Raw genomic sequence first — 22,475 nt, 5'->3', positions numbered from 1 at the left:
GGGTGCCGCGGCCGGGGCCGTTCGAGGGCCGACCGGGGCCGATCCGGCGTGCGCGGCTCGCGGCTCGCGGCTCGCGGCTTCGAAAAATAGTAGCCATGGATATAGTAGCCATGTACTGTTTCCTTCATGAGCTCAGCGAAGTCGGTTTCCGAGAACGCGACGCCCGGTTTCCTCGTCTGGCGGCTGTCGATGAAGTGGCGCGTGGCGGTGGACCGGGCCGTGGGCCCGCTGGGCCTGACGCACGCGCAGTACTCGCTGGTGGCGTCGCTGTACGGCATGCACCGGGCCGGAGAGCACCCCAGCCAGCGCCGGCTCGCCGACCACACCGGACTCGAACCGCTCTACGTCTCGAAACTGGCCCGCTCCCTGGAGGCGGCCGGCCTGCTCGACCGCGACCGGGATCCGGCGGACCCCCGGGCCGTGCGGCTGACCCTCACCGACAAGGGACGCGAGGTCACCCTGCGCGCCGTCACCGTGGTCCAGGGCCTTCTGGAGCAGCTGCTCGAACCCCTGGGCGGTCTCGGCGGGGAACGCACACGGGCGTTCAGCTCCGAACTGGCCGTCCTGCTCGACGTACCGCTCGATCCGCACAGCGAAGCCGGGCCGCGCCCCGGCAGGACCGCATCGCCTTCCGAGCCTTCCGGATCTTCCGAAGAGATTCCATCCGAGGAGTAGTCATGACCATCCCTGTTCCCCCGGTCAACGGCCAGGTCATCGGCCTCGCCCACTACGCGTCCCGCGCCGCCCTGGAGCGGGTGCTGGCCCGCAGCGGCACCACGTTCGAGCAGTCGGTGGCCCTGCGGGCCGTGTCGGACGACGGCGGCACCGCCGAGCGCGGCCGGGTCACGGCCCGGCTCACCGCCGGCCTGAAGATCGAGGAGCCGGCGGCCCGTCGGACCGTCGAGGAGCTGACGGCACGGGGGCTCCTGGAGGAGACGACGCCGGAGCGGGTGTCGCTGACGGACGCCGGGCGGGAGCTGTTCGCGTCGGTCCGCGCCGCGGGCGACGCGATCGCGGCCCGGGTGTACGCGGGGATTCCGGCCGAGGACCTGGCCGCCGCGGGGCGCGTACTGGCCCTCGTGACGGAGCGGGCCAACGCGGAACTCGCCGAGGCGTAGGCGGCTCGACGGCTTGTCGACCTGTGGGCTTGTGGGCTTGTGGAATTTTCAACCAATCAGCGTGGTTGTGGCCCGTCGAAGGAGGTCAGTGGTGGACATGACGTATTACGACCACGGGACGGCCGCGGAGCGCTGGGAGCGCGGGCGGATGTTCTTCGAGGCCAAGGACTACGCCGCGGCGGCGCGCGTCCTGGGCGGACTGGTCGAGAAGGTGCCGGAGCAGACCGGACCCCGGCTGCTGCTGGCGCGTTCCTACTACCACTCGGCCCAACTGCGCCGCGCCGAGACCGAGTTGCGCACCATCGTGGAGCGGGACCCGGTGGAGCACTACGCCCGGCTGATGCTGGGCCGCACACTCCAACGCCTCGGCCGCCCCGACGAGGCGGCATCGCACCTGCGGATCGCGTCCGCGCTCGGGGGCGAGTTCGAGGAGGCGTGAGCGAAGCCGCCTCCGGCGATTCCGGGGCCGGACCCGGCCGTGTCGGGTCCGGCCCCGGCGGCCGTCAAGGCCGAACGGGCTGGGCGCGGCCTCGCGTTGTGACCGGAGCCATACGAGGAAAGTCGTCGGCTCCGCCCGCGCCGCCTCGATCGCTTTGCTTCCGCTTGGCATCCTGGCTCCATGGCATCAGAACGTGACCACAGCGGCCCGCGCATCACGGTGAGCGACCTGGTCGAAGAACTCCTCGGTCACGAGGGTCCGTTGCCGATCGTCGCGGCCGGTGATCCCGTGCTGCGCCGGGGCGCGGAGCCGTTCGACGGGCAGTTGGACCCGGGGCTACTGGCCCGCTTCGTCGCCGCCCTGCGCGCCACCATGCACGCCGCGCCGGGCGTGGGTCTCGCCGCGCCCCAGGTCGGCGTCCCGCTGCGGATCGCCGTCATAGAGGACCCGGCGCCGGTCTCGGACGAGGTCCGCCTCGTACGCGGCCGGGTGCCGCTTCCGTTCCGCGTCCTGGTCAATCCGTCGTACGACGGGATCGGTCCGGGACGAGCCGCGTTCTTCGAGGGCTGCCTCAGCGTTCCGGGCTGGCAGGCCGTCGTGGCCCGGTACGACGAGGTGCGGCTGACGGCGCTCGACGAGCACGGGCGCGCGGTCGACGAGGTGTTCAGCGGCTGGCCCGCGCGCATCGTCCAGCACGAGACGGACCACCTGGACGGCGTGCTCTACCTCGACCACGCCGAGCCGCGCTCACTGTCCTCGAACCAGGCGACGGCGGAACTCTGGTCCCAGCCGACGCCGGAACGGGCGGCCGAGATCCTGGGGTTCGACCTGCCGGGCTGAGCGCTTCCCGTCGCAGCCGCGCAGCCACAGCGCCGACCGGCCGACCCCGGGGCATCCCGCCGCCGGCCTCCCCGTACATAAATCGCGGGCGCCCCGACCCCGCCTCCGCTAGCCTGCCCCACCGTTCGCGGTGCCGACGTGCGCGTCGGTGCCCAGCTGCTGCTGTCCGGCATCTCCTTCACCGTCTCCCCCGGCGACCGCGTCGGCCTGGTCGGCCGCAACGGCGCCGGCAAGACCACGCTGCTCAGCACCCTCGCGGGGCTGCGACGTCCGGCCGCCGGTTCCGTCTCCCGTACCGGGACGGTCGCCCATCTCGCCCAGGACCCGGCCGCGGCGGACCCCGCGGTCACCGTCACCGCCCGGATCCTCTCGGCCCGCGGCCTCGACCGTGCCGTACGGGCGCTGCGGGCGGCCGAGGCCGCGATGGCCGACGGATCCGAACGTTCGATGAACGCCTACGTGCGCGCCGAGGCCGAGTTCCAGGCGCGCGGCGGATACGCGGCCGAGGCCGAGGCGGCCCGGGTCGCCGCGGGTCTCGGGCTGACGGCCCGGGTGCTGGACCAGCGGGTCGGCACCCTGTCCGGCGGACAGCGGCGAAGGGTCGAGCTGGCGCGCGTCCTGTTCGCGGACGACGGCGTCCTGCTCCTCGACGAGCCGACGAACCATCTCGACGCCGACTCCGTCGCCTGGCTGCGCGGGTTCCTGGCGAGCCGCCGGGCGGGGCTCGTCCTCATCAGTCACGACACCTCACTGCTGGCCGACGTGGTCAACCGCGTCTTCCATCTGGACCCGCACCGCGCCACCCTCGACGTCCACAACACCGGCTGGGCGGCCTACCTCGCGCAGCGCGACGCCGACGAGCGGCGCCGCGCCCGGGAGCGGGCGAACGCCGAGCGGAAGGCGGCGGCGCTGCACGCCCAGGCCGACAAGATGCGCTCGCACGTGGCGACGGCCGTGGCCGCGAGGAACATGGACCGCCGCGCCGACTGTCTGCTCGCCGGTCTCGAACCGGTCCGGCGGACGGAGAAGGTGGCCCGGATCCGGCTGCCCGAACCGGCCCCGTGCGGACGGATGCCGCTCGGCGCGGTCGCGCTGGCCAAGTCCTACGGCGATCTGCGCGTCCTCGGGGGCGTCGACCTCGCCGTCGACCGGGGCAGCCGGCTGGTGGTCCTCGGCCCGAACGGCTCGGGCAAGACCACCCTGCTGCGGCTGCTCGCCGGTCGCGAAGACCCGGACGGCGGGCGGGTGGTGCGCGGGCACGGGCTGCGCCTCGGCTACTTCGCGCAGGAACACGACACGCTCGACCCCACCGCAACGGTCCGCGGCCACCTCGCCGCCGCCGCGCCGCACCTCGACGACGGGGAGGTACGCGGAGTGCTCGGCTCGTTCCTGTTCACCGGTGACGACGCCGACCAACGGATCGGGGTCCTCTCCGGGGGCGAGAAGACCAGGCTCGCGCTTGCGGGGCTCGTCCACTCGGGCGCGAACGTGCTCCTCCTGGACGAGCCCACCAACAACCTGGACCCGGCCTCCCGCGCCGAGGTCCTGGCCGCGGTGGCCACGTATCCGGGCGCGCTCGTCATGGTCACCCACGACGAGGGAGCCGTCGACGCCCTGCGCCCGGACCGGGTGCTCCTGCTCCCGGACGCCGACGAGGACCTGTGGAGCGAGGAGTACCGGGAGCTGGTGTCCCTGTCCTGACCGTGTCCTGACGAGCGGGGGCCGGCGGTCCCGATCACCCGGGGCCCCGGCCCGGCAGATCGAGGGAGCCGGCACCCGGCCGTGCGGGGCGGCGGCACAACGGCCCGCCGCCCCGCCCCGGGGCCTCACGCGTCCCGGTACGCCTCCAGCAGCCGCAGCCAGACCTCGCTGACCGTCGGATAGGACGGGACCGCGTGCCACAGCCGGTCCACCGGGACCTGGCCGACGACGGCGACGGTCGCGGAGTGGATCAGTTCACCGACACCGGGGCCGACGAGAGTGAGACCGAGGACGATCTGACGGTCGAGGTCGACGATCATGCGGGCCTTGCCCCGGTAGCCGTCCGCGTAGAGGCCGGCGCCCGCGACCGAGGACATGTCGACGTCCACGGCCCTGACCCGGTGGCCCGCCTGCTCCGCCTCCGCGAGGGAGAGGCCCACGGCCGCGGCCTCCGGGTCGGTGAAGACGCACTGGGGTACGGCCGCGTGGTCGGCGGTCGCGGAGTGCGCGCCCCAGGGGTCCGTCTCCAGCAGCGGCACTCCCGCGGCGCGGGCCGCGATGGCGGCGCCCGCGATCCGGGCCTGGTACTTGCCCTGGTGGGTGAGCAGCGCGCGGTGGTTGACGTCGCCGACGGCGTAGAGCCATTCGCTGCCGACGACCCGGAGGCTGTCGTCGACCTCGATCCAGCCGCCCGGCTCCAGGCCTACGGTGTCGAGGCCGATGTCGTCCGTGCGCGGCGCCCGGCCGGTCGCGAACAGGATCTCGTCGGCCTCGATACGGTCACCGGTGTCGGTGAGCGCGACCACCGTGGAGCCCTCGCGCGAGACGGCGGTCACCGAGGTGCCGGTGCGCACGTCCGCGCCCGCTTCGGCCAGCGCCTCGGCGACCAGTTCCCCGGCGAAGGGCTCCATGCGGGGCAGCAGGCCCTTGCCGCGGACCAGGAGGGTGACCCGGGAGCCGAGTGCCTGCCAGGCCGTGGCCATCTCGGCGGCCACGACACCGCCGCCCACCACGATCAGCCGTCCGGGCACGGCGTGGGCGCTGGTGGCCTCGCGGCTCGTCCAGGGTTTGACCTGGGCGAGGCCCGGCAGGCCGGGGAGCAGGGCGCGGGTGCCGGTGCAGACGGCGACCGCGTGCCGGGCGGTGAGCAGGCGCCGTCCGCCGTCGGGCCCGTCGACCGTCACGGTGCGTGGTCCGGCGAGCCGGCCGTGTCCGCGGTGGAAGTCGGCGCCGATGCCGTCCAGCCAGGCGAGCTGGCCGTCGTCCTTCCAGTCCGAGGTGAACCAGTCGCGGTGGGCGAGCACCGCGGAGGCGTCGAGGGGGCCTTGCACGGCGCCGGCGAGGCCGGGTACGCGGCGGGCGTCGGCGCGGGCGATCGCCGGGCGGAGGAGGGCCTTGCTGGGCATGCACGCCCAGTACGAGCACTCGCCGCCGACCAGTTCGCTCTCCACGACCGCGGTGGAGAGGCCGGCGGCGCGGGCGCGGTCGGCGACGTTCTCCCCCACGGGTCCGGCACCGAGCACCACGACGTCGTACGCGATGGATTCCGTTTCCGTCATGGGGCCAGTCTGGTTGCTGGCGTGCGCCGTGGCCACACGGGTAGGGGCCCGGAATAGGCCCCCGGTGGGTGGCGTTGTGCTGACCGGCACGACCCGGACGTGAGGAAGAGGGAAAAGGAATGAGCAGCACCGTTGAGCTCACCAAGGAGAACTTCGACCAGACGGTCACGGACAACGAGTTCGTCCTGATCGACTTCTGGGCGTCCTGGTGCGGGCCGTGCCGTCAGTTCGCCCCGGTCTACGAGAAGGCCGCCGAGGCCAACCCCGACCTGGTCTTCGCCAAGGTCGACACGGAGGCGCAGCCGGAGCTCGCGGCGGCCTTCGACATCCAGTCGATCCCGACCCTGATGATCGTCCGCGACCAGGTCGCGATCTTCGCCCAGCCCGGTGCGCTGCCCGCCGCCGCCCTGGACGACGTGATCGGTCAGGCCCGGAAGCTGGACATGGACGAGGTCCGCAAGTCGGTCGCGGCCCAGCAGGCCAAGAACGCCGAATAGGGACGGGTGAACCCGGCCCACGGGCCCGGAGACCGTGGAAGTGAGTCGGCACACGGGCCCGGAGACTGGAAGTGACCCCGGCCCACGGGCCGGGGGACCCTAGAACGGGTAACCCGCCACGTCCCCGCGCACCGTCGTCCACCGCAGGTCGGTGAAGGCGTCCAGATTCGCCTCGCCGCCGAAGCGGGCGCCGGTGCCGGAGGCGGCGGTACCACCGAAGGGCGCGACGGCCTCGTCGTTGACGGTCTGGTCGTTGATGTGCGCGATCCCGGTCGGGATGCGCTCGGCGAGGTCGAGACCCCGTGCCGTGTCGCGGGTGACGATGCCCAGCGAGAGACCGTAGGGTCCCGCGACGGCCAGGGCCGCCGCCTCGTCGGTGGTGGCGAAGGAGCGGACCGGCGCGACCGGGCCGAAGACCTCCTCGGCGTAGGCCGGGGTGGTGTCGTCGACGCCGGCGAGCACGGTCGGCCGGTAGAAGAGCCGCTCGTGCCTGCCGCCCGCCGCCAGCTTCGCGCCGCTCGCGGTGCTGGACTCCACCAGCCGCCGGATCTTGGCGAGTTGGGCCTCGTCGATGATGGGCCCGAGGTGCACCTGCTCCCGGTGCGGGTCGCCGACGGCCAGGGAGTCGGCCTTGGCGGCGAGCCGTTCCACGTACTCCTCGTACAGCGAGGCGTGGACCAGGTGGCGGCCGGTGGTCATGCAGATCTGGCCCTGGTGGAAGAACGAGCCCCAGGCCGCCGTGGAGATGACCGCGTCGAGATCGGCGTCCTCCAGCACGATCAGGGCGGAGTTCCCACCCAACTCCAGGTGCGCGCGCTTGAGATGACGTCCGGCCGCTTCACCGACCGCGCGCCCCGCGGCGGTCGAGCCGGTGAAGGAGACGACCGGGACCAGTGGGTCGGCGACCAGGGCCTGGCCGGCCTCGGGCCCGCCGGGCACGACCTGGAACAGCCCGTCCGGCAGGCCCGCCTCGGCGAGGACGGCCCCGAGCGCGAGCCCGCCGCACACGGCCGTGCGCGGATCCGGCTTCAGCACGACGCCGTTGCCGAGCGCGAGCGCCGGGGCGACCGAGCGGATCGAGAGGATCAGCGGCGCGTTGAACGGCGCGATGACACCCACGACGCCGACGGGGACGCGGCGGGTGTACGACAGACGCGGGGCCTCCGAGGGCAGGACCTGGCCGGTCGGGCGCGAGGCGAGGGCGGCCGCCTCGTAGCACTCCTGGGCGGCCACGTGCAGTTCGAAGTCCGCCTTGCCGGGGATGGAGCCCGACTCCCGCACGATCCAGTCGCGCAGTTCGCCGGCATGTGCGGCGAAGAGGTCGCCCGCCCTGCGCAGGACGGCGGCGCGGACGAAGTGCGGGGCCTTGGCCCACTCGGCCTGAGCGGCGCGGGCGGTGCGCGCGGCGGCCGTGATGTCCTCGGCGGTGGCGAGAGCCAGGGTGCCGAGGGCCTCGCCGGTGGCGGGCTCGGTGACGGTGTACTCGCCGCCCTTGAGCGGGTGGGACTGCCAGGTCGCGGGGTCGAGCAGCGGCATGTCGGCTCTCCGATCGTTCACTGATCAGCAGCGGGGGGCTCGGCGCGCCCTGCGGCTCGGGGCAGCGGAAGTCCCGTGTAGTTCGCGGCCAGTTCGGCGGCGGCGGGGCGGGACACCGTGATCCGGCGCAGCCGCGCGAGCTGCATCCGGCGTTCGAAGGCATCCCCATCTGGTTGAGCGTGCAACATTCTAGTCATGTCGTACGAGAATCGCGTGGCCTGCCACACCCGTTCGAGGGCCGACTCCGAATAACTGTCGAGCAGTTCGGGCGAACCGGTGCGGTGCAGCTCGGTGAAGCCGCGGGCCAGGAGCCGTACGTCGGACACCGCGAGGTTGAGGCCCTTGGCGCCGGTCGGCGGCACGATGTGGGCGGCGTCCCCGGCCAGGAACAGCCGTCCGTGGCGCATCGGCTCGTAAACCCGACTGCGCAGGGGAGTGACCGACTTGGCCGTGACGGGTCCGCGTTCCAGCCGCCAGCACCCGCCGACCGCGAAGCGCGCGGCCAGTTCGTCCCAGATGCTCTCGTCGGGCCAGTCGGCGGGGTCGGTGCCGTTCGGGACCTGGAGATAGAGCCGGGACACCGACGGGGAGCGCATGCTGTGCAGGGCGAAGCCGCCGTCACCCCGGGCGTAGATCAACTCCTCGCAGGAGGGCGGCACATCGGCGAGGATGCCGAGCCAGGAGTACGGGTAGTCGTGCGCGTACGAGCGGCCCGTGCCGGCCGGGAACGCGGAGCGCGCGACGCCGTGGCCACCGTCGCAGCCCACCACCCAGTCGCAGGTCAGCGTCCGCTCGCGCCCCTCGTGCGTGAACCGTACGACGGGCGAGGCGCTCTCCGGCCTCTCCACGGCGAGCGCCTCGGCCTCGAACAACAGGGGTGGTCCGTCGGCGAGTTGGAGGGCGACGAGATCCTTCACGATCTCCGTCTGGGCGTAGATCGTGACGGTCCGGCCGCCGGTGAGTCCGGGGAAGTCGACGTGGTGGCGCTCCCCCTCGAAGCGCAGCTCGATCCCGTGGTGGACCAGGCCCTCGGCGTCCAGCCGCCGGCCCGCCCCGCAGGCGCGCAGGACGTCGACCGTGCCCTGCTCCAGCATCCCGGCCCGCTGGCGTGCCTCGGCGTACGCGCGCGCCCTGCTCTCCAGGACGACGCAGTCGATCCCCGTCCGGTGCAGCAGCCGGGCCAGCAGGAGCCCCGCCGGGCCCCCGCCGATGATGCCGACCGTGGTCCGCATGAAGCGCCTCCGCTGTCCGATGCCGCCGGGGCCGGGCTCCGGCCCCGGGGACCGGCCCGGCCGCGCACGGGCCGGGCCGGGGATGGCGATGCCCGCCGCGGCTCCAGCCTCTCTCAGCTCGACGCGCGGTGCACGACTCGCGCGCCCAACACCTCGTGCGTCCCGGGCTCGGCGCCCGGCTCACGGACCGCACGGTCGACCAGTTCCGCGAGGTCCCGGCCGGAGGGCAGCTCCAGGTGCACGGTGCTGAGCCGGGGCCTGAGCAGCCGGCCGAGCATGAGGTCGTCGGCGCCGACGACGGCGGTCTCGTCAGGCACGGTGACGCCCTCGTCCTGGAGGGCGCGCATCAGGAGCATCGCGTACTCGTCGTTGTACCCGAAGACGGCGTCGAGGCCGAGGGAGCGCCAGCGGGCCGCGAGCCGGGCCGCGGCCTCCTCCTCGTAGGCCAGCGGCAGTTCCGTCACCGTCGCGTCCGTGCCGCTCACGGCCCGTCGGACGCCGTCGAGCCGGGGCCTGGAGAAGATCTCAAGGCCGCTCTCCCCGGGCATCACCACCCCGATGCGGCGCCGGCCCCCGGACAGCAGGTGGATGCCCGCGCAGTGGCCGACCCGGTCGTGCTTCATGAGCAGCGCGTGGGCGCCCTCGACCCGTTCGGGGCCCAGCGTGAGCACGGCGCGGGCGCCGGCCCGCTTGAGGACCGCCACCCCCTGGGGGCCGAGGCCGCTGCCGGGCACCAGGACGGCGACGGGGCGCAGCTCGGCCCAGGCGCGGGCGGCCTCGTCGCCGTGCAGGCCGACGCTGCCGTACTGCACGACGGTGTAGTCGAGCCGCCCCAGCTCCGACTGGAGTTCGGCGAAGAACTGGTGGTAGAGCGGGCCCACGGGGATGGCGGGGGCGGGCATCAGGACCATGCGGCTGTGTCCGGCGCGCAGGCTGCGGGCGGCCGCGTGCGGAACGTATCCGAGTTCCTCGGCGGCCTCGCGGACCCGGCGCCGGGTGGGCTCGCTGATGCGGACGGCGCTGGTGTTGTTCAGGACGTACGAGACGGTCGCGCGCGAGACGCCCGCGAGGCGGGCCACGTCGGCGCTGGTCGGTACGGGCCGTCGGGCGGGCGCCGGCTGGGCGGACTGGTTCGGTATCTGCACCATGACGCCAGGCATCCTTGCAGAGGGCCGGGGCACAGCCGTGCGCCGGGGCACCCGATCGCCGCGCCGTTTCACGGAACTCCCGCTTCCGCAAAGGGAGTTGCAGGCCCCGTACCGCAGCGCGGCCACAGAGGTTACCGTTCGGTAGACAACTGCTTCGGAGGTGGCCCGCATGACTCCCGACCGCGCCCAAGGGCTGACGGAGAGCGCGCGTGCGCTGGCCGCCGGCGAGGTGAGTTCGCGCGAGCTGGTCGAGCGGGCGCTCGCCCGGATCGAGGCCACCCGGTCCACGGTGAACGCCTTCCGGCTGGTCCGCGCCGAGGCCGCCCTCGCGGAGGCGGACGCGGCGGACGCGGAACTGGCGGCGGGCGGGCGGCGGCCGCTGCTCGGGGTGCCGGTCGCGGTCAAGGACGACATGGACGTGGCCGGAGAGCCGACCGCGTTCGGCTGCCGGGGTGAGCACCCTCCGGTCGCCGAGGACGGCGAGGCGGTGAGACGGCTGCGCGTGGCCGGCGCCGTCGTGGTCGGCAAGACCAACGCCTGCGAGCTCGGCCAGTGGCCCTTCACCGAGGGCCCGGCCTTCGGCGCGACCCGCAACCCCTGGCATCACGGACACACCCCGGGCGGCTCGTCCGGGGGCTCCGCGGCGGCCGTGGCCGCGGGTCTGGTGCCCGCGGCGCTGGGCTCGGACGGGGCGGGCTCCGTACGCATCCCGGCCGCCTGGACCCATCTGGTCGGCATCAAGCCGCAGCGCGGCCGGATCTCGACCTGGCCGCGCCCGGAGTCCTTCCAGGGCATCACCGTCAACGGCACGCTCGCCCGCACGGTCGCGGACGCGGCCCTGCTGCTGGACGCGGCCAGCGGCAGCCACGCGGGCGATCTGCACCGGCCCGCCCCGCTGCGCGTCCAGGACGCCGTGGGCCGCGACCCCGGCCGGCTGCGCATCGCGCTGTCGCTGAAACCGCCCTTCACCGCGCTGCCCGCGCGGCTCGACCCCGCCGTACGGGCGAAGGTCCTCGCGCTCGCGGAGCGGCTCGCCACGCTCGGGCACACCGTCGAGGAGGCCGACCCCCGCTACGGGCCCATCGGGCTCACGTTCGTCCCGCGCGCCACGGCGGGCATCGCCGAACATGTGGGCGCCGTACCGTTCCCCGAACTCCTCGACCGGCGCACGCACGGAGCGGCGCGCTTCGGCCGGCTGCTCGGCGGCGCTCCGCTGCGGGCGGCCCGTCGTGCCGAGGCCGGGCTGGGACGGCGCGTCGGCGCGCTCTTCGACACCTACGACGTCGTGCTCGCGCCCACCACCGCCGCTCCCCCGCCGGCCATCGGCGCGATGCTCGGCCTGAGCGGGCTGCGCACCGACCGTGCCATGATCGCCGCCTGCCCGTACGCCTGGCCGTGGAACGTCCTCGGCTGGCCGGGCGTCAACGTCCCCGCGGGCTTCGTCGGCGAAGGGCTCCCGGTCGGAGCGCAGTTGCTGGGCCCGGCGGACAGCGAGCCGCTGGTGGTGTCGCTCGCCGCGCAGTTGGAGGCGGACCTGCGCTGGCACGAACGGTGGCCTCCGCGCGAAGCCGTCGTGGACTCCCCGGCCGCATAGGGGAGTTCCGGCTCTACCCTGTGGCCATGGACGATGCCTCGATGGTCGGTTTGATGGGACGCGTCACCGGCACGGTCGGACCCGGGCTCGTCGGCGAGGTGATGGTCCGGGTGCGCGGCGGCGCCGAGCACTTCCTCGCGTACCCGGCCGCGCCGAAGGACCGTATCGAGCGGGGCACGGTGGTGATGGTGGTGGAGTACCTGGCGCCGCGCACGGTGTACGTGTCGGCCGCCTACGACAGCTGACGACGCTCCCGGAGGCTCCGGGAACCCGCGCGCAGGAGTCTCCGACTCGCCCTGTCCGTACGACAGTTGAGCAGCAGATGTCCCAGGTGAGAGCCGTATGCGTCAAGAACGCAACAAGGATTCGCGCACCTCTGTATTCCGGTCGCGGCGAGGAGCACACTCCCGTTCGTTCGGTGCCGAAAGGGCACCATGCAAAGGGGGCGTATGCCGATGGTCATCGGCGTCGTGGCGGGGACGGTTGTCCTCGCACTGATCTTCATCGTTGTGGTCTTCAAGCTCATGTGGCGCGTCGCGGAGCCCAACGAAGCGTTGATCATCTCCGGTTCGAAGCATCGGACCGAAGGCCTCGAAGAAGGAATGGGATTCCGCATCGTGACGGGGCGCGGCACGCTGGTTCTGCCGGGCGTGCAGGCGGTGCGGAAGATCTCGCTCGACCTGAACGAGACCGAACTGCATGTGGACTGCGTGACCACCCAGGGCATTCCGCTCAAGGTGCGGGGCGTGGTCATCTTCAAGGTGGGCGACGACTTCGTGTCGATCGCCAACGCGGGGCGTCGTTTTCTCGACCAGCAGAAGATGATGGCGGAGCGCGTGCACAACGTGTTCGCGGGTCATCTGCGGTCCATCGTCGGCGGGCTGACCGTCGAGGACATGATCCGCGACCGGGAGAAGCTCACCGGTCAGACCCGGGCCGCGTGCGGCACGGAGATGGAGAAGCTCGGCCTGATCGTCGACTCGCTCCAGATCCACGAGATCGAGGACCCGACCGGGTACATCCGGAACCTGGCCATGCCGCACGCCGCCGCCGTGCAGCGTGACGCGCGTATCGCGCAGGCCGAGGCGAACCGGCTGGCCACCGAGGCCGAGCAGAAGGCCGCGGCACGGATGTCGGAGGCGACCCGGGACAGCGAGATCCAGCAGGCCGGTTACCAGGCCGAGCGGGACAAGGCGGCGGCGACGGCCCAGATGGCCGGACCGCTCGCGGCGGCCTCGGCTCAGCAGGATGTCGTCGTCCAGGAGACCCGGGTCGCCGAGCTGGAGGCGCACCGCCGCGAGCAGCAGCTCCAGGCGGACGTCCGCAAGCCCGCGGACGCCAGGGCGTACGAGATCCGGGCACAGGCCGAGGCCGATCGTGACGCGCGGATCTCGGCGGCGCAGGCCAAGGCCAAGGAGACCGAACTGGCCGCGGTGGCGGAGGCGACCCGGGTCAAGGCGGCCGCCAATGCCGAGGCCGAGGCGACCAAGGCGCGCGGTGCGGCGGCCGCGCAGGCGACCCGGGCAACCGGTGAGGCCGAGGCCGCCGCCTCCCAGGCCAAGGGCCTCGCGGCCGCCGAGGCGACCCGGGCCCAGGGTCTCGCGGAGGCGGAGGCCATCCAGGCCCGCGCCGCCGCGCTGGCCGAGAACCAGGAGGCCGTCGTCGCCCAGCAACTCGCCGAGCACTGGCCGGAGATCGTCCAGGCGGGCGCGAGCGCGTTCGGCAACGTGGACCACATGGTGCTGCTCAACGGCGCCGACGGCATCTCGGACCTGTTCGCCAAGGCGCTCACCATGGGCGGCACCGGCCTCGGCCTGGCACGCCAGTTGCTCGCCTCGATGAACCAGGAGGGGAGCCAGGCCAAGAACCCGGCGGGGCTCAACGGGGTCGTGGCTCCGGTCAGCGAGAAGGTGCCCGTGGAGAGGGAGGCGTGAGGCCGCCGCGCTGAGGCGCACCGGCACCAGGTTGTGTGAGCGATGAGGCGCGGACGTACGGGAGTTGGGCCACAGCCCCCGTGCGCCCGGCGTCGTTCCGCAGCACGCAGGGCGCCGCCCGGCGCCATCCCCACGGGCGCCCACCACGCCGTACGCCCGGCGCCGTTCCCCGGGGCGCGTGACGCCGTACGGCAGGCGGTGCGAGGGGAGTTGGACCGGGTCCCGGGTCCGTGCGAGGCGCCCCGGCCCCTGCCCCGCCCGCCGCGGCCTCGGACGCAGCCTCTACGGTGGCCGACGTGAACGCCTTTACCGATGAGACCGAAGCAGAGGTCCCGGGCCGCTACGGCCCCTCCGCGACCACCGAGGCCGAACCCCGCGAGGTCGGCTCCGTGAGGACCGAGTACTCCCCCGCGCACGACGGCGACCCCGATCCCGGTGAGATCGTCTGGACGTGGGTGCCCTTCGAGGAGAACGACGGCCGGGGCAAGGACCGTCCGGTGCTGGTCGTGGCGCGGGAGGCCGCGGGCACCCTGCTGGCCGTCCAGCTCTCCAGCAAGGCGCACAACGGCGACCGCGAGTGGGTGGCGATCGGCAGCGGCCCCTGGGACCGGACCGGCCGCGACTCCTGGGTGAACGTGGACCGCGTGATGCGGCTGCACGAGGAGGGGATGCGACGGGAGGCGTGCGCGCTGGACCGGATGCGGTTCAACTCCGTGGTGCACCGGCTCAAGGAGCTGTACGGCTGGCGCTGAGCGCTCCTCCGCCGACCGCACCGGGCCCGGGCGCCGGCGGGAGCCGAGGCGTCGGCATGAGCTGAGGCGCCGCGCGTCAGCAGGAGACCGGGGGGTTCACACTCCCCTGAGCTCCGATGCGAACACCTGGTCGAAGGCCCGGTGTGTGGTGCGGTGCGGGGTGCGGTCCAGGATGCCGAAGACCACGTGGTCGAAGTATCCCTCCAGGCGGCCCCCGGCCAGCACTCCGCGAAAGGCCCGCGCCACCTGCTCCGGGTCGTTCTGGAAGACCCCGCAGCCCCAGGCCCCGAGGACCAGGCGGCGGTAGCCGTGGTGGGCGGCCGTCTCCAGGACGCGTTCGGCGCGGATCGCCAGCGCGCCCTGCAGATCCACCGCCCGTCCGGGAGCCGTGCGCAGGACGACCCCCGCGTTCGGGGCCGCCGCGGTCAGAAAACCGGCCGCGAACGGCTCGTCGAGGAGCCGGCCCCGGTCGTCCCGGAACACCGGTACGCCGGGCGAGTGAACGACACGGTCCGTGTAGAACGCGTCACGGTGGGCGCGGTGATGGTCGTAGAAACCGCGGGCCCGCAGCAGACACGTGTACAGCGCGGAGGCCCGGCACAGGGCCTCTTCCTGGGCCTGCGCGCCGTTCAGATAGCCGCCGCCGGGATTGCGCGCCGAGGAGAAGTTCAGCACGGCGACCGGGTCCGCGCCCCCGGAGGTCAGCCGACGGGCCGCCTCCAGGCTGCTCTCGCCCGTGACCTCGTACGAAGTGACGACCGCCGTCACCGACGGTGTCCCCACCGGCTCCGGTCCGTGCAGCCGCGTCCCGGCCCGCGCGGCCTCGACGGCCGCGGCGATGGACACCGCGCCCCCGGAGGGGCCGCGATAGCCGCCGGCCGCCACGATCTCCTCGGTCTCCCGGGCGATCGCACGCAGGCGCGCGCTCATGGCGCCACCCCCGTACGCGCCACGGGCGCGGCCTGCGTGCGTTCCCCCGTCGTGCCCATGAACGCATCGTGAGCGATGCTGGTCCTCGGGCGCAACAGAGTTTCCCGGCGCCGAAAACAGCGCTTCCCGGTCCCCGAAGCAACGATTTGCACCCTTGTGCGAACCGGCGAGAGGGTCTTGGGTGGAACGGTCATTGTCGGTCCGGCCCACCAGACTCCGGGCCGGCGGCATGGTGGAATCTCAGGAGGATCCCGACATGTCCGATTCGGTGAGTGACTGTACGGAGCGACGACGCTCCGCTGTCACCGAGGCCGAGGTGGAGGCACTGGTCCGTGGCATCTGCTTCAAGACCGGTCCGCCCCGCCTCCTCGGTGTCGAGGTGGAATGGCTGGTCCACGAGCTGCGCGGGCCGCGGCTCCCCGTATCACCCGAACGACTCGAAGCGGCCTATGCCGCACTGCGGCCCCTGCCCCTGCGTTCGGCGCTCACCGTCGAACCGGGCGGGCAGCTGGAGCTCAGCTCCGACCCCGCCGCCTCCCTGATGGAGTGCGTGCGGTCCGTCTCGGCCGACCTCGACGCCGTGCGCGCGACCTTGCGCGAGGCGGATCTCGGCCTCAGCGGTTTCGGCCAGGACCCCTGGAACACCCCGAGCCGCTATCTCCGGGAGCCCAGGTACGACGCCATGGAGCGGTATCTGGACCGCGCGGGGCCCGAGGGCCGCGCCATGATGTGCACGTCGGCCTCGGTCCAGGTGTGCCTGGACGCCGGGTACGAGGAGCCTGGCCCGCTCGGGCACGGGCGCCGCTGGTGGCTGGCCCATCAGCTCGGCGCGGTCCTCGTGGCCGCGTTCGCCCACTCCCCGATGGCCGGCGGACGGCGCACCGGCTGGCGCTCCACCCGCCAGTCGCTGTGGGCGTCGATGGACCCCGGGCGCACCGACGCGCCGCCCCTGGGCGGTGATCCCCGTGCGGCCTGGGCCCGGCGCGTGCTGGACGCGCCGGTGATGTGCGTACGAGGGAGCGAGGCGCCCTGGGAGGTCCCGGAGGACCTGAGTTTCCGGGACTGGACGAGATCCGCCGCGCCACCGGACCGGGCGGACCTCGCGTACCACATGACCACCCTGTTCCCACCGGTGCGGCCGCGCGGTCATCTGGAGCTGCGCATGATCGACGCGCAGCCGGGCGAGGACGGCTGGATCGTGCCGCTCGCGGTGACGGCGGCGCTGTTCGACGACCCGGAGGCGGCCGAGATCGCCTACCGGACCGTCAAACCGCTCGCCGAGCGGGCCGGCCCGGATCCGGCGCCGCGCAATCCGCTGTGGCGGGACGCGGCGCGCCTCGGCCTCGCCGATCCGGAGCTGCGCGAGGCCGCGGCGGTCTGTTTCGCGGCCGCGTACGAGGCCCTGCCCCGGCTCGGTGCCACCGCCGACGTACTCGACGCGGTGGCCGAGTTCACCGATCGCTATGTGGCCCGCGGCCGCTGCCCCGCCGACGACCTGGTCGGCGCGGCCATGGCACGGCACGACGGCCGCCCGGGACGCGGCCCGGCCGGCGGCCCGCAGCGCCTGCCCGACGGGAAGGACATGAGCACATGACCGGCACGACCGCTTCCGACACGACCGCCTCCGGTCCGCGCACGGATCCGGAATCGCTCCGGCTGCGCGCCCTGGACGCGCTCAACACCGCCCGCGACCGCACCGCCCTGCTCACCTCGTGCGTGGAGGAGCCCGAACTGACGGCGCAGCACTCGCCGTTGATGTCGCCGCTGGTGTGGGACCTCGCGCACATCGGCAACCAGGAGGAGCTGTGGCTGCTGCGGGCGGTCGCGGGGCGTGCGGCGATGCGGCCCGAGATCGACGGGCTCTACGACGCGTTCGAGCACGCGCGCGCCGACCGGCCCTCGCTGCCGCTGCTGCCGCCCGCCGAGGCCCGTACGTACGCGGCCGAGGTACGCGGCCGGGCGCTGGACGTGCTGGAGAGCGCTGCGTTCGAGGGCACCCGGCTGACCGAGTCGGGTTTCGCGTTCGGCATGATCGCGCAGCACGAACAGCAGCACGACGAGACCATGCTGATCACCCATCAGCTCCGGCAGGGGCCCGCCTCCCTCACCGCGCCGGACCCCGCTCCCGCCGCTCCGTTCACCGGACCCGCCGAAGTCCTGGTGCCCGGGGGCCCGTTCGTGATGGGGACCTCCACCGAACCGTGGGCGCTCGACAACGAGCGTCCCGCGCACCGGCGCACGGTCCCGTCGTTCTTCATCGACACCACCCCGGTCACCAACGGCGCCTACCGGGCCTTCATCGAGGACGGCGGCTACGGCGAGGAACGCTGGTGGACTCCGGCGGGCTTCGACCACATCCGTACGCACGGGATCGAGGCGCCGCTGTTCTGGCGGCGCGAGGGCGGGCAGTGGCTGCGGCGCCGCTTCGGCGTGACGGAGGTCGTGCCGCCCGAGGAGCCGGTGCTGCACGTGTGCTGGTACGAGGCGGACGCGTACGCGCGCTGGGCGGGGCGGCGGCTGCCCACCGAGGCCGAGTGGGAGAAGGCGGCCCGCCACGACCCGGTGTCCGGCCGTTCCACCCGCTATCCGTGGGGCGACGAGGACCCCTCCCCTGCCCACGCCAACCTGGGCCAGCGTCATCTGCGTCCGGCCGCGGCGGGCAGCTATCCGGCGGGCGCCTCGCCGCTGGGTGTACGGCAGTTGATCGGCGACGTGTGGGAGTGGACGTCGAGCGATCTGGAGCCCTACCCCGGGTTCGTCGCCTTCCCCTACCGCGAGTACTCGGAGGTGTTCTTCGGCCCTGAGTACAAGGTGCTGCGGGGCGGTTCGTTCGCGGTGGACCAGGTGGCCTGCCGGGGCACGTTCCGCAACTGGGACTACCCGATCCGGCGGCAGATCTTCTCCGGGTTCCGCACGGCCCGCGACGGAGCCGCCTGATGTGCCGTCATCTCGCTTATCTGGGAGGCGAGGAGAGGCTCGGAGCACTCCTCGTGGAACCGGAGCACAGCCTGTTCCGGCAGTCCTGGACACCCCGGCGCCAGCGCCACGGAACGGTCAACGCCGACGGTTTCGGAGTGGGCTGGTACGCCGAGGGCGACCCGGTCCCGGCCCGCTACCGGCGCACGGGCCCGATCTGGGGCGACCAGTCGTTCCAGGATCTGGCCCGGGTGGTCGGGACGCGGGCACTGCTCGCCGCGGTGCGGGACGCGACCGAGGCGGGCGCGGACGGGGAGGCGGCGGCCGCGCCGTTCGCCGCGGGCCCCTGGCTGTTCAGCCACAACGGCGCGGTCCGCGGCTGGCCCGGCACACTCGCCCCGCTCGTGTCGGGCCTGCCCCCGGCCGAGTTGCTGTCCCTGGAGGCCCGGTGCGACTCGGCGTTCGTGTGGGCGCTGGTCCTGCGCCGGCTGCGTTCGGGCGACGAGCCGGGCCAGGCGCTGGCCGACACCGTCGTGGAGGTCGCCGAGGCGGCCCCCGGGTCGCGGCTCAACCTGCTGCTCACCGACGGCGAGACGATCACCGCGACCGCCTGGGGCGACACCCTCTGGTATCTGATCGAGCCCGGCAGCCGCACCCTCGTGGCCTCCGAGCCGCACGACGACGACCCGCTCTGGCGCGAGGTCCCCGACCGCACCCTCCTCACCGCCGGCCGCACCGACGTCCTGCTCACCCCGCTCAAGGACACGAGCGACGACATGGCATCCGCACAGCACAAGGAGCCCCGTACGTGAGTCCGTTCCAGTCGAACCCCACCTTTCACGAGGACACCGCGCAGGCACCCCCGTACGCCCTCTCCGCCGCACGAAGGGCCCCCTCGGCCGCGGGTGCCGCCGCTTCGGCAGGTGAACCGCGCCTGTGGCACTCCGCCGATGTGACGTCGACGCCGACCGAAGAGAGGCACTCATGACCGGCACCCGCGCCTACGGCTACACCGACACGCTCGACGCCGAGCACTACGCCAGGGCCCTGAACGCCGACATCCGCGACGGACTGACCAGCACGCCGAAGTCCACGGCGCCCACCTGGTTCTACGACGCCCGGGGCAGCGACCTCTTCGAGGAGATCACCCAGCTCCCCGAGTACCCCCTGTGGCGGGCCGAACTGGGCCTGTTGCGCCGGCACGCCGACGAGATCGCGGCCCTGACCTCGGCCCGCGGCCTCGTCGAACTCGGATCCGGGAGCTCGACCAAGACCAAGCTGATCATCGAGGCGCTGGGTCCCGCGGGCCTGCGCTACGTCCCGGTCGACGTGAGCGCCGACGCGCTGCACCAGGCGAGCGCCCAACTCGTCGCGGACTACCCGGGGATCAGTCTGCACGCCCTGCGCGCCGACTTCACCGCTCCCCTCGTCCTGCCGGAACTGCCCGAGCGCGGCTCCCGGCTGATCGCCTTCCTCGGCAGCACGCTGGGCAACTTCCGCCGCTCCACCCGGGGCCCGTTCCTGCGCGGGCTGCGGGACATCATGCGCCCCGAGGACTTCCTGCTGATCGGCGCGGACCTGGTCAAGGACGTGGACGAGATGGTCACCGCCTACGACGACGCCCAGGGGGTCACGGCCGAGTTCGACAAGAACCTGCTGCACGTCCTGAACCACGAACTGGACGCCGACTTCGACCCGGACAGCTTCGACCATGTCGCGGTGTGGAACGGCGAGGAGAGTCACATCGAGATGCGGCTGCGCAGCCGGGCCGAACAGCGCGTCAAGATCCGAGGACTGGGTCTGTCGGTGCCGTTCGAGCAGGGCGAGGAGTGGATCACCGAGCGCAGCGCGAAGTTCACGGTCGACGGTCTGCGGTCGGAGATGGCCGACGCGGGCCTGCGCACGGACCGGCTCTGGGCCGATTCCGAGGCGGGGTTCACCCTGACCCTCGCCACCGCGGGCTAGACCGGGCCTGGTTCGGGCGCGGCCGGCCCGGCTCTGGTTCAGGCGCGGCGCGCGAGCCCGGCCCTGGTTCGGGCACGGCGCGCGAGCCCGGCCCTGGTTCGGGCACGGCGCGCGAGCCCGGCCCTGGTCCGGGCACGGGCGCGAGCCGGGGGCGAGCGACCGGGAGGGCTTTCGCGGGGCAGGTCCCGCGGGAGCCCTCCTCTTCGGCTGCCCGCCGATGATCGATATGCTCGCGCCGACGCCCGCGCCCTGGGCCGGGCCTCCGGCGTCGGCACGCGCCCGGACCCGGAACGTCAACGGATGAGCGAGAAGACTGTGTTCGACTACGAGAAGGACGGCGCGGCCATCTACCGCGAGTCCTTTGCCACCATCCGCGCGGAAGCCGATCTCGCGGGCCTGCCCGCCGATGTCGGCCAGGTGGCGGTACGGATGATCCACGCCTGCGGCATGGTGGACCTCGTCGACGACCTCGGCCACAGCCCCCACGTCGTGGCCCGCGCCCGCGAGGCCCTGCGCTCGGGCGCGCCGATCCTGTGTGACGTCTCCATGGTCGCGAGCGGGATCACCCGCAAGCGGCTGCCCGCAGACAACGCCGTGATCTGCACGCTCTCCGACCCGTCGGTGCCGGACCTGGCGGCGGAACTGGGCACCACGCGCAGCGCGGCCGCCCTGGAGCTGTGGCGCGAGCATCTGGACGGCGCAGTGGTGGCCGTGGGCAACGCCCCGACCGCGCTCTTCCGCCTCCTGGAGCTGATCGAGGAGGGCGCACCGCGCCCGGCCGCGGTCATCGGTGTCCCCGTGGGCTTCGTCGGCGCCGCCGAGTCGAAGGAGGCCCTGGCCCGACACCCCTCCGCTCTGGAGTACTTGGTCGTACGGGGCCGCCGCGGCGGCAGCGCGATGGCGGCGGCCGCGGTCAACGCGATCGCCTGCGAGGAGGAATGACGACACCCGAAGCCCCCGCCGCGAGCGTCGAAGACGTCGAGGACCTCGCGGTGGACGGACTGCGGTGGCTGGCGGGAGCGGCGCGTAAGACGTCCGGAGGCGGCCTCGCGTGGGCCTCAAGCCCCTCGGACAGCCGCCTCGATCCGACTCTCTACAGCGGTACGGCCGGGATCGTCCCCGTGCTCCTGGAGGCCTGGCGGCACTTCGGCGACGACTCCTACGCCGACACCGCGCTGCGGGCCGCCCTCGGTCTCGCGGACCGCGCCGACGGCGTCGACGACGACTCCCTCTACTTCGGCCGCACCGGCATCGCGCTCGTCCTGCGGACCGTTCAGCGGGAACTCGGTGACACGGCCGCGGGGATCGCCGCCGACCGCGCGCTGGAACGCGTACGGTCCCGCTTCGACGGCGCCGGCTGGGGCGAACTGTACGAACTGATGGGCGGCAACGCGGGGATCGGCCTCGGAGCGCTCCTGGCCGGCGACACCGACCTGGCCGTCCTCGCCGTGGAGCCGTATCTGCGGACGGCGGAGCCGACCCCGGCGGGCGTCCACTGGGCCCATCGCCCGGGTACCGACTCCCGTCTGCACCACGTCTCGCACGGCACGCTCGGCATCGTCGCGGGACTCGCCCGGGTCGGCGGGGCCAGTGGCCGCAGCGACCTGGTCGACCTCGCGCTGGCCAGCGCCGCGGACGTCGTCGCGCGCGACGAGGCGGGGCCCGAGGGCTTCCTGGTGCGGCATTCCACCCCCCAGTACCGCCCCGATGTGATCGAGCCCGTCAGCTACGGCTGGTGTCACGGCCCGGCCGGCGACGCCCAGGTCTTCCGGCTGCTGCGGGACGTCACGGGAGACCCCGCCTGGCCCGCCCTCGCCGACCGGTGCTGGCACACGGTCACCCGCTCCGGCCTGCCCCGGCGCCCGCGCCCCGGCTTCTGGGACAACAACGGGCGCTGCTGCGGCACCGCCGGGGTCCTCGCCCTGGCCTGCGACCGCATCGCCGAGGAGCGGGACCCGTACGACTTCGCCCAGGTCCTCGTCGCCGACCTCGCCGACCGTGCGATCCGGGACGGCGACGGCGCTCGCTGGTCCAACTCCGAGCACAGGGCGACCCCGAGCGACCTCGAACCGCGCACCGACTGGGCGATGGGCAACGCGGGCATCGTCCGTGAACTCCTGCGCTTCGTACGGCTGAGCCGCGGCGGCGATCCCCGGTACGCGTTCACCTGGCCGGACCAGCCCCCGGTATCCGCTCGGACCACGGTCCACGGCTCGGTCCACGGCTCCGGCACCAGCTCCGGCACCGAAGCCGGCACGGGCGCCGACGCCGGGGCGTGACGGACCGGTTGCGCGTGTCCGTCCGGACGAGTTGC

The 22,475-nt window shown here is 73.6% G+C and carries 21 protein-coding genes; 16 read left to right on the top strand and 5 right to left on the bottom strand.

What is annotated here, in order from left to right; translation table 11 throughout:
• Window positions 1-126: 126 nt before the first annotated feature.
• From ACZ4AA_RS26315 to ACZ4AA_RS26295, 5 genes are all read left to right on the top strand, one after another.
• A complete protein-coding gene (locus ACZ4AA_RS26315; protein ID WP_467607722.1) occupies window positions 127-675 on the top strand; it encodes a MarR family winged helix-turn-helix transcriptional regulator in 549 nt (182 codons plus the stop codon).
• Window positions 676-677: 2 nt separating this feature from the next.
• On the top strand, window positions 678-1,118 hold the full coding sequence (locus ACZ4AA_RS26310) for a MarR family winged helix-turn-helix transcriptional regulator (RefSeq protein ID WP_467607717.1): 441 nt from the start codon (window positions 678-680) through the stop codon (window positions 1,116-1,118).
• 91 nt (window positions 1,119-1,209) lie between these two features.
• Complete coding sequence (locus ACZ4AA_RS26305) at window positions 1,210-1,557, top strand: tetratricopeptide repeat protein (protein WP_467607712.1); 348 nt, start codon at window positions 1,210-1,212, stop codon at window positions 1,555-1,557.
• Window positions 1,558-1,737: 180 nt separating this feature from the next.
• Window positions 1,738-2,397 (top strand): peptide deformylase, encoded by a 660-nt coding sequence (locus ACZ4AA_RS26300; RefSeq protein ID WP_467607709.1) that lies wholly within the window; start codon window positions 1,738-1,740, stop codon window positions 2,395-2,397.
• A gap of 138 nt (window positions 2,398-2,535) precedes the next feature.
• Window positions 2,536-4,098 (top strand): ABC-F family ATP-binding cassette domain-containing protein, encoded by a 1,563-nt coding sequence (locus tag ACZ4AA_RS26295; protein WP_467607707.1) that lies wholly within the window; start codon window positions 2,536-2,538, stop codon window positions 4,096-4,098.
• A gap of 125 nt (window positions 4,099-4,223) precedes the next feature.
• Here the strand turns inward: ACZ4AA_RS26295 and ACZ4AA_RS26290 are convergent, their stop codons facing one another.
• Complete coding sequence (locus tag ACZ4AA_RS26290) at window positions 4,224-5,657, bottom strand: dihydrolipoyl dehydrogenase family protein (RefSeq protein ID WP_467607701.1); 1,434 nt, start codon at window positions 5,655-5,657, stop codon at window positions 4,224-4,226.
• A gap of 119 nt (window positions 5,658-5,776) precedes the next feature.
• Between ACZ4AA_RS26290 and trxA the strand changes: the two genes are divergently transcribed.
• Window positions 5,777-6,154: a thioredoxin gene (gene trxA / locus ACZ4AA_RS26285; protein ID WP_398389816.1), complete on the top strand. Its 378-nt coding sequence runs from the start codon at window positions 5,777-5,779 to the stop codon at window positions 6,152-6,154.
• Between the two features lie 99 nt (window positions 6,155-6,253).
• Here the strand turns inward: trxA and ACZ4AA_RS26280 are convergent, their stop codons facing one another.
• The 3 genes from ACZ4AA_RS26280 to ACZ4AA_RS26270 all read right to left on the bottom strand — a co-directional run bounded on the left by ACZ4AA_RS26280 (window position 6,254) and on the right by ACZ4AA_RS26270 (window position 10,070).
• The gene (locus ACZ4AA_RS26280; RefSeq protein WP_467607698.1) at window positions 6,254-7,690 is read right to left on the bottom strand and encodes an aldehyde dehydrogenase family protein; all 1,437 of its coding nucleotides are present in this window, start codon (window positions 7,688-7,690) and stop codon (window positions 6,254-6,256) included.
• A 17-nt stretch (window positions 7,691-7,707) separates the two neighbouring features.
• The gene (locus tag ACZ4AA_RS26275) at window positions 7,708-8,922 is read right to left on the bottom strand and encodes a 4-hydroxybenzoate 3-monooxygenase (protein ID WP_467607694.1); all 1,215 of its coding nucleotides are present in this window, start codon (window positions 8,920-8,922) and stop codon (window positions 7,708-7,710) included.
• 113 nt (window positions 8,923-9,035) lie between these two features.
• Entirely contained in the window at window positions 9,036-10,070 is a 1,035-nt protein-coding gene (locus ACZ4AA_RS26270; RefSeq protein WP_467607690.1) for a LacI family DNA-binding transcriptional regulator, read from the bottom strand.
• A 169-nt stretch (window positions 10,071-10,239) separates the two neighbouring features.
• Here ACZ4AA_RS26270 and ACZ4AA_RS26265 point away from each other — a divergent pair, with 169 nt between their 5' ends.
• From ACZ4AA_RS26265 to ACZ4AA_RS26250, 4 genes are all read left to right on the top strand, one after another.
• Complete coding sequence (locus tag ACZ4AA_RS26265; RefSeq protein WP_467607685.1) at window positions 10,240-11,664, top strand: amidase; 1,425 nt, start codon at window positions 10,240-10,242, stop codon at window positions 11,662-11,664.
• A 20-nt stretch (window positions 11,665-11,684) separates the two neighbouring features.
• Complete coding sequence (locus ACZ4AA_RS26260) at window positions 11,685-11,909, top strand: hypothetical protein (RefSeq protein WP_467607680.1); 225 nt, start codon at window positions 11,685-11,687, stop codon at window positions 11,907-11,909.
• Between the two features lie 204 nt (window positions 11,910-12,113).
• A complete protein-coding gene (locus ACZ4AA_RS26255; RefSeq protein WP_467607675.1) occupies window positions 12,114-13,598 on the top strand; it encodes an SPFH domain-containing protein in 1,485 nt (494 codons plus the stop codon).
• 296 nt (window positions 13,599-13,894) lie between these two features.
• Window positions 13,895-14,350 carry a type II toxin-antitoxin system PemK/MazF family toxin gene (locus tag ACZ4AA_RS26250; protein ID WP_467607668.1) on the top strand — a complete coding sequence of 152 codons (456 nt, stop codon included), beginning with the start codon at window positions 13,895-13,897 and terminating at the stop codon, window positions 14,348-14,350.
• A gap of 96 nt (window positions 14,351-14,446) precedes the next feature.
• On the opposite strand, the gene ACZ4AA_RS26245 is transcribed toward ACZ4AA_RS26250, so the two are convergent.
• Entirely contained in the window at window positions 14,447-15,280 is an 834-nt protein-coding gene (locus ACZ4AA_RS26245; RefSeq protein WP_467607665.1) for a TIGR02452 family protein, read from the bottom strand.
• Window positions 15,281-15,536: 256 nt separating this feature from the next.
• Here ACZ4AA_RS26245 and egtA point away from each other — a divergent pair, with 256 nt between their 5' ends.
• The 6 genes from egtA to ACZ4AA_RS26215 all read left to right on the top strand — a co-directional run bounded on the left by egtA (window position 15,537) and on the right by ACZ4AA_RS26215 (window position 22,440).
• Window positions 15,537-16,874, top strand: coding sequence for an ergothioneine biosynthesis glutamate--cysteine ligase EgtA (egtA, locus tag ACZ4AA_RS26240; protein WP_467607662.1), 1,338 nt, complete (start codon window positions 15,537-15,539; stop codon window positions 16,872-16,874).
• Window positions 16,871-18,217 carry an ergothioneine biosynthesis protein EgtB gene (gene egtB, locus ACZ4AA_RS26235; RefSeq protein WP_467607658.1) on the top strand — a complete coding sequence of 449 codons (1,347 nt, stop codon included), beginning with the start codon at window positions 16,871-16,873 and terminating at the stop codon, window positions 18,215-18,217. The genes egtA and egtB overlap by 4 nt, the downstream gene beginning before the upstream one ends.
• A complete protein-coding gene (egtC, locus tag ACZ4AA_RS26230) occupies window positions 18,217-19,008 on the top strand; it encodes an ergothioneine biosynthesis protein EgtC (protein ID WP_467607653.1) in 792 nt (263 codons plus the stop codon). Before egtB ends, egtC begins: the two co-directional genes overlap by 1 nt.
• 172 nt (window positions 19,009-19,180) lie before the next feature.
• Window positions 19,181-20,161, top strand: a complete 981-nt coding sequence (gene egtD / locus ACZ4AA_RS26225; RefSeq protein WP_467607649.1) for an L-histidine N(alpha)-methyltransferase — start codon at window positions 19,181-19,183, stop codon at window positions 20,159-20,161.
• Between the two features lie 315 nt (window positions 20,162-20,476).
• Window positions 20,477-21,103: a precorrin-8X methylmutase gene (locus tag ACZ4AA_RS26220; protein ID WP_467607801.1), complete on the top strand. Its 627-nt coding sequence runs from the start codon at window positions 20,477-20,479 to the stop codon at window positions 21,101-21,103.
• Window positions 21,100-22,440, top strand: a complete 1,341-nt coding sequence (locus ACZ4AA_RS26215) for a lanthionine synthetase LanC family protein (RefSeq protein WP_467607644.1) — start codon at window positions 21,100-21,102, stop codon at window positions 22,438-22,440. Before ACZ4AA_RS26220 ends, ACZ4AA_RS26215 begins: the two co-directional genes overlap by 4 nt.
• Window positions 22,441-22,475: the final 35 nt, after the last annotated feature.

Source organism: Streptomyces sp. NPDC024698, assembly GCF_055559015.1.
This window is presented reverse-complemented; position numbering and strand designations above follow the sequence as displayed.

What these genes read in the sequence shown, in the direction of transcription:
- trxA (WP_398389816.1), top strand. Translation starts at nt 5,777, where the DNA reads ATGAGCAGCACCGTTGAGCTCACCAAGGAGAACTTCGACCAGACGGTC.
- egtD (WP_467607649.1), top strand. Translation starts at nt 19,181, where the DNA reads ATGACCGGCACCCGCGCCTACGGCTACACCGACACGCTCGACGCCGAG.
- ACZ4AA_RS26290 (WP_467607701.1), bottom strand. Translation starts at nt 5,657, where the DNA reads ATGACGGAAACGGAATCCATCGCGTACGACGTCGTGGTGCTCGGTGCC.
- ACZ4AA_RS26300 (WP_467607709.1), top strand. Translation starts at nt 1,738, where the DNA reads ATGGCATCAGAACGTGACCACAGCGGCCCGCGCATCACGGTGAGCGAC.
- egtC (WP_467607653.1), top strand. Translation starts at nt 18,217, where the DNA reads ATGTGCCGTCATCTCGCTTATCTGGGAGGCGAGGAGAGGCTCGGAGCA.
- ACZ4AA_RS26280 (WP_467607698.1), bottom strand. Translation starts at nt 7,690, where the DNA reads ATGCCGCTGCTCGACCCCGCGACCTGGCAGTCCCACCCGCTCAAGGGC.
- ACZ4AA_RS26255 (WP_467607675.1), top strand. Translation starts at nt 12,114, where the DNA reads ATGCCGATGGTCATCGGCGTCGTGGCGGGGACGGTTGTCCTCGCACTG.
- egtB (WP_467607658.1), top strand. Translation starts at nt 16,871, where the DNA reads ATGACCGGCACGACCGCTTCCGACACGACCGCCTCCGGTCCGCGCACG.
- ACZ4AA_RS26245 (WP_467607665.1), bottom strand. Translation starts at nt 15,280, where the DNA reads ATGAGCGCGCGCCTGCGTGCGATCGCCCGGGAGACCGAGGAGATCGTG.
- ACZ4AA_RS26275 (WP_467607694.1), bottom strand. Translation starts at nt 8,922, where the DNA reads ATGCGGACCACGGTCGGCATCATCGGCGGGGGCCCGGCGGGGCTCCTG.
- ACZ4AA_RS26270 (WP_467607690.1), bottom strand. Translation starts at nt 10,070, where the DNA reads ATGGTGCAGATACCGAACCAGTCCGCCCAGCCGGCGCCCGCCCGACGG.
- ACZ4AA_RS26315 (WP_467607722.1), top strand. Translation starts at nt 127, where the DNA reads ATGAGCTCAGCGAAGTCGGTTTCCGAGAACGCGACGCCCGGTTTCCTC.
- ACZ4AA_RS26215 (WP_467607644.1), top strand. Translation starts at nt 21,100, where the DNA reads ATGACGACACCCGAAGCCCCCGCCGCGAGCGTCGAAGACGTCGAGGAC.
- ACZ4AA_RS26265 (WP_467607685.1), top strand. Translation starts at nt 10,240, where the DNA reads ATGACTCCCGACCGCGCCCAAGGGCTGACGGAGAGCGCGCGTGCGCTG.
- ACZ4AA_RS26310 (WP_467607717.1), top strand. Translation starts at nt 678, where the DNA reads ATGACCATCCCTGTTCCCCCGGTCAACGGCCAGGTCATCGGCCTCGCC.
- egtA (WP_467607662.1), top strand. Translation starts at nt 15,537, where the DNA reads ATGTCCGATTCGGTGAGTGACTGTACGGAGCGACGACGCTCCGCTGTC.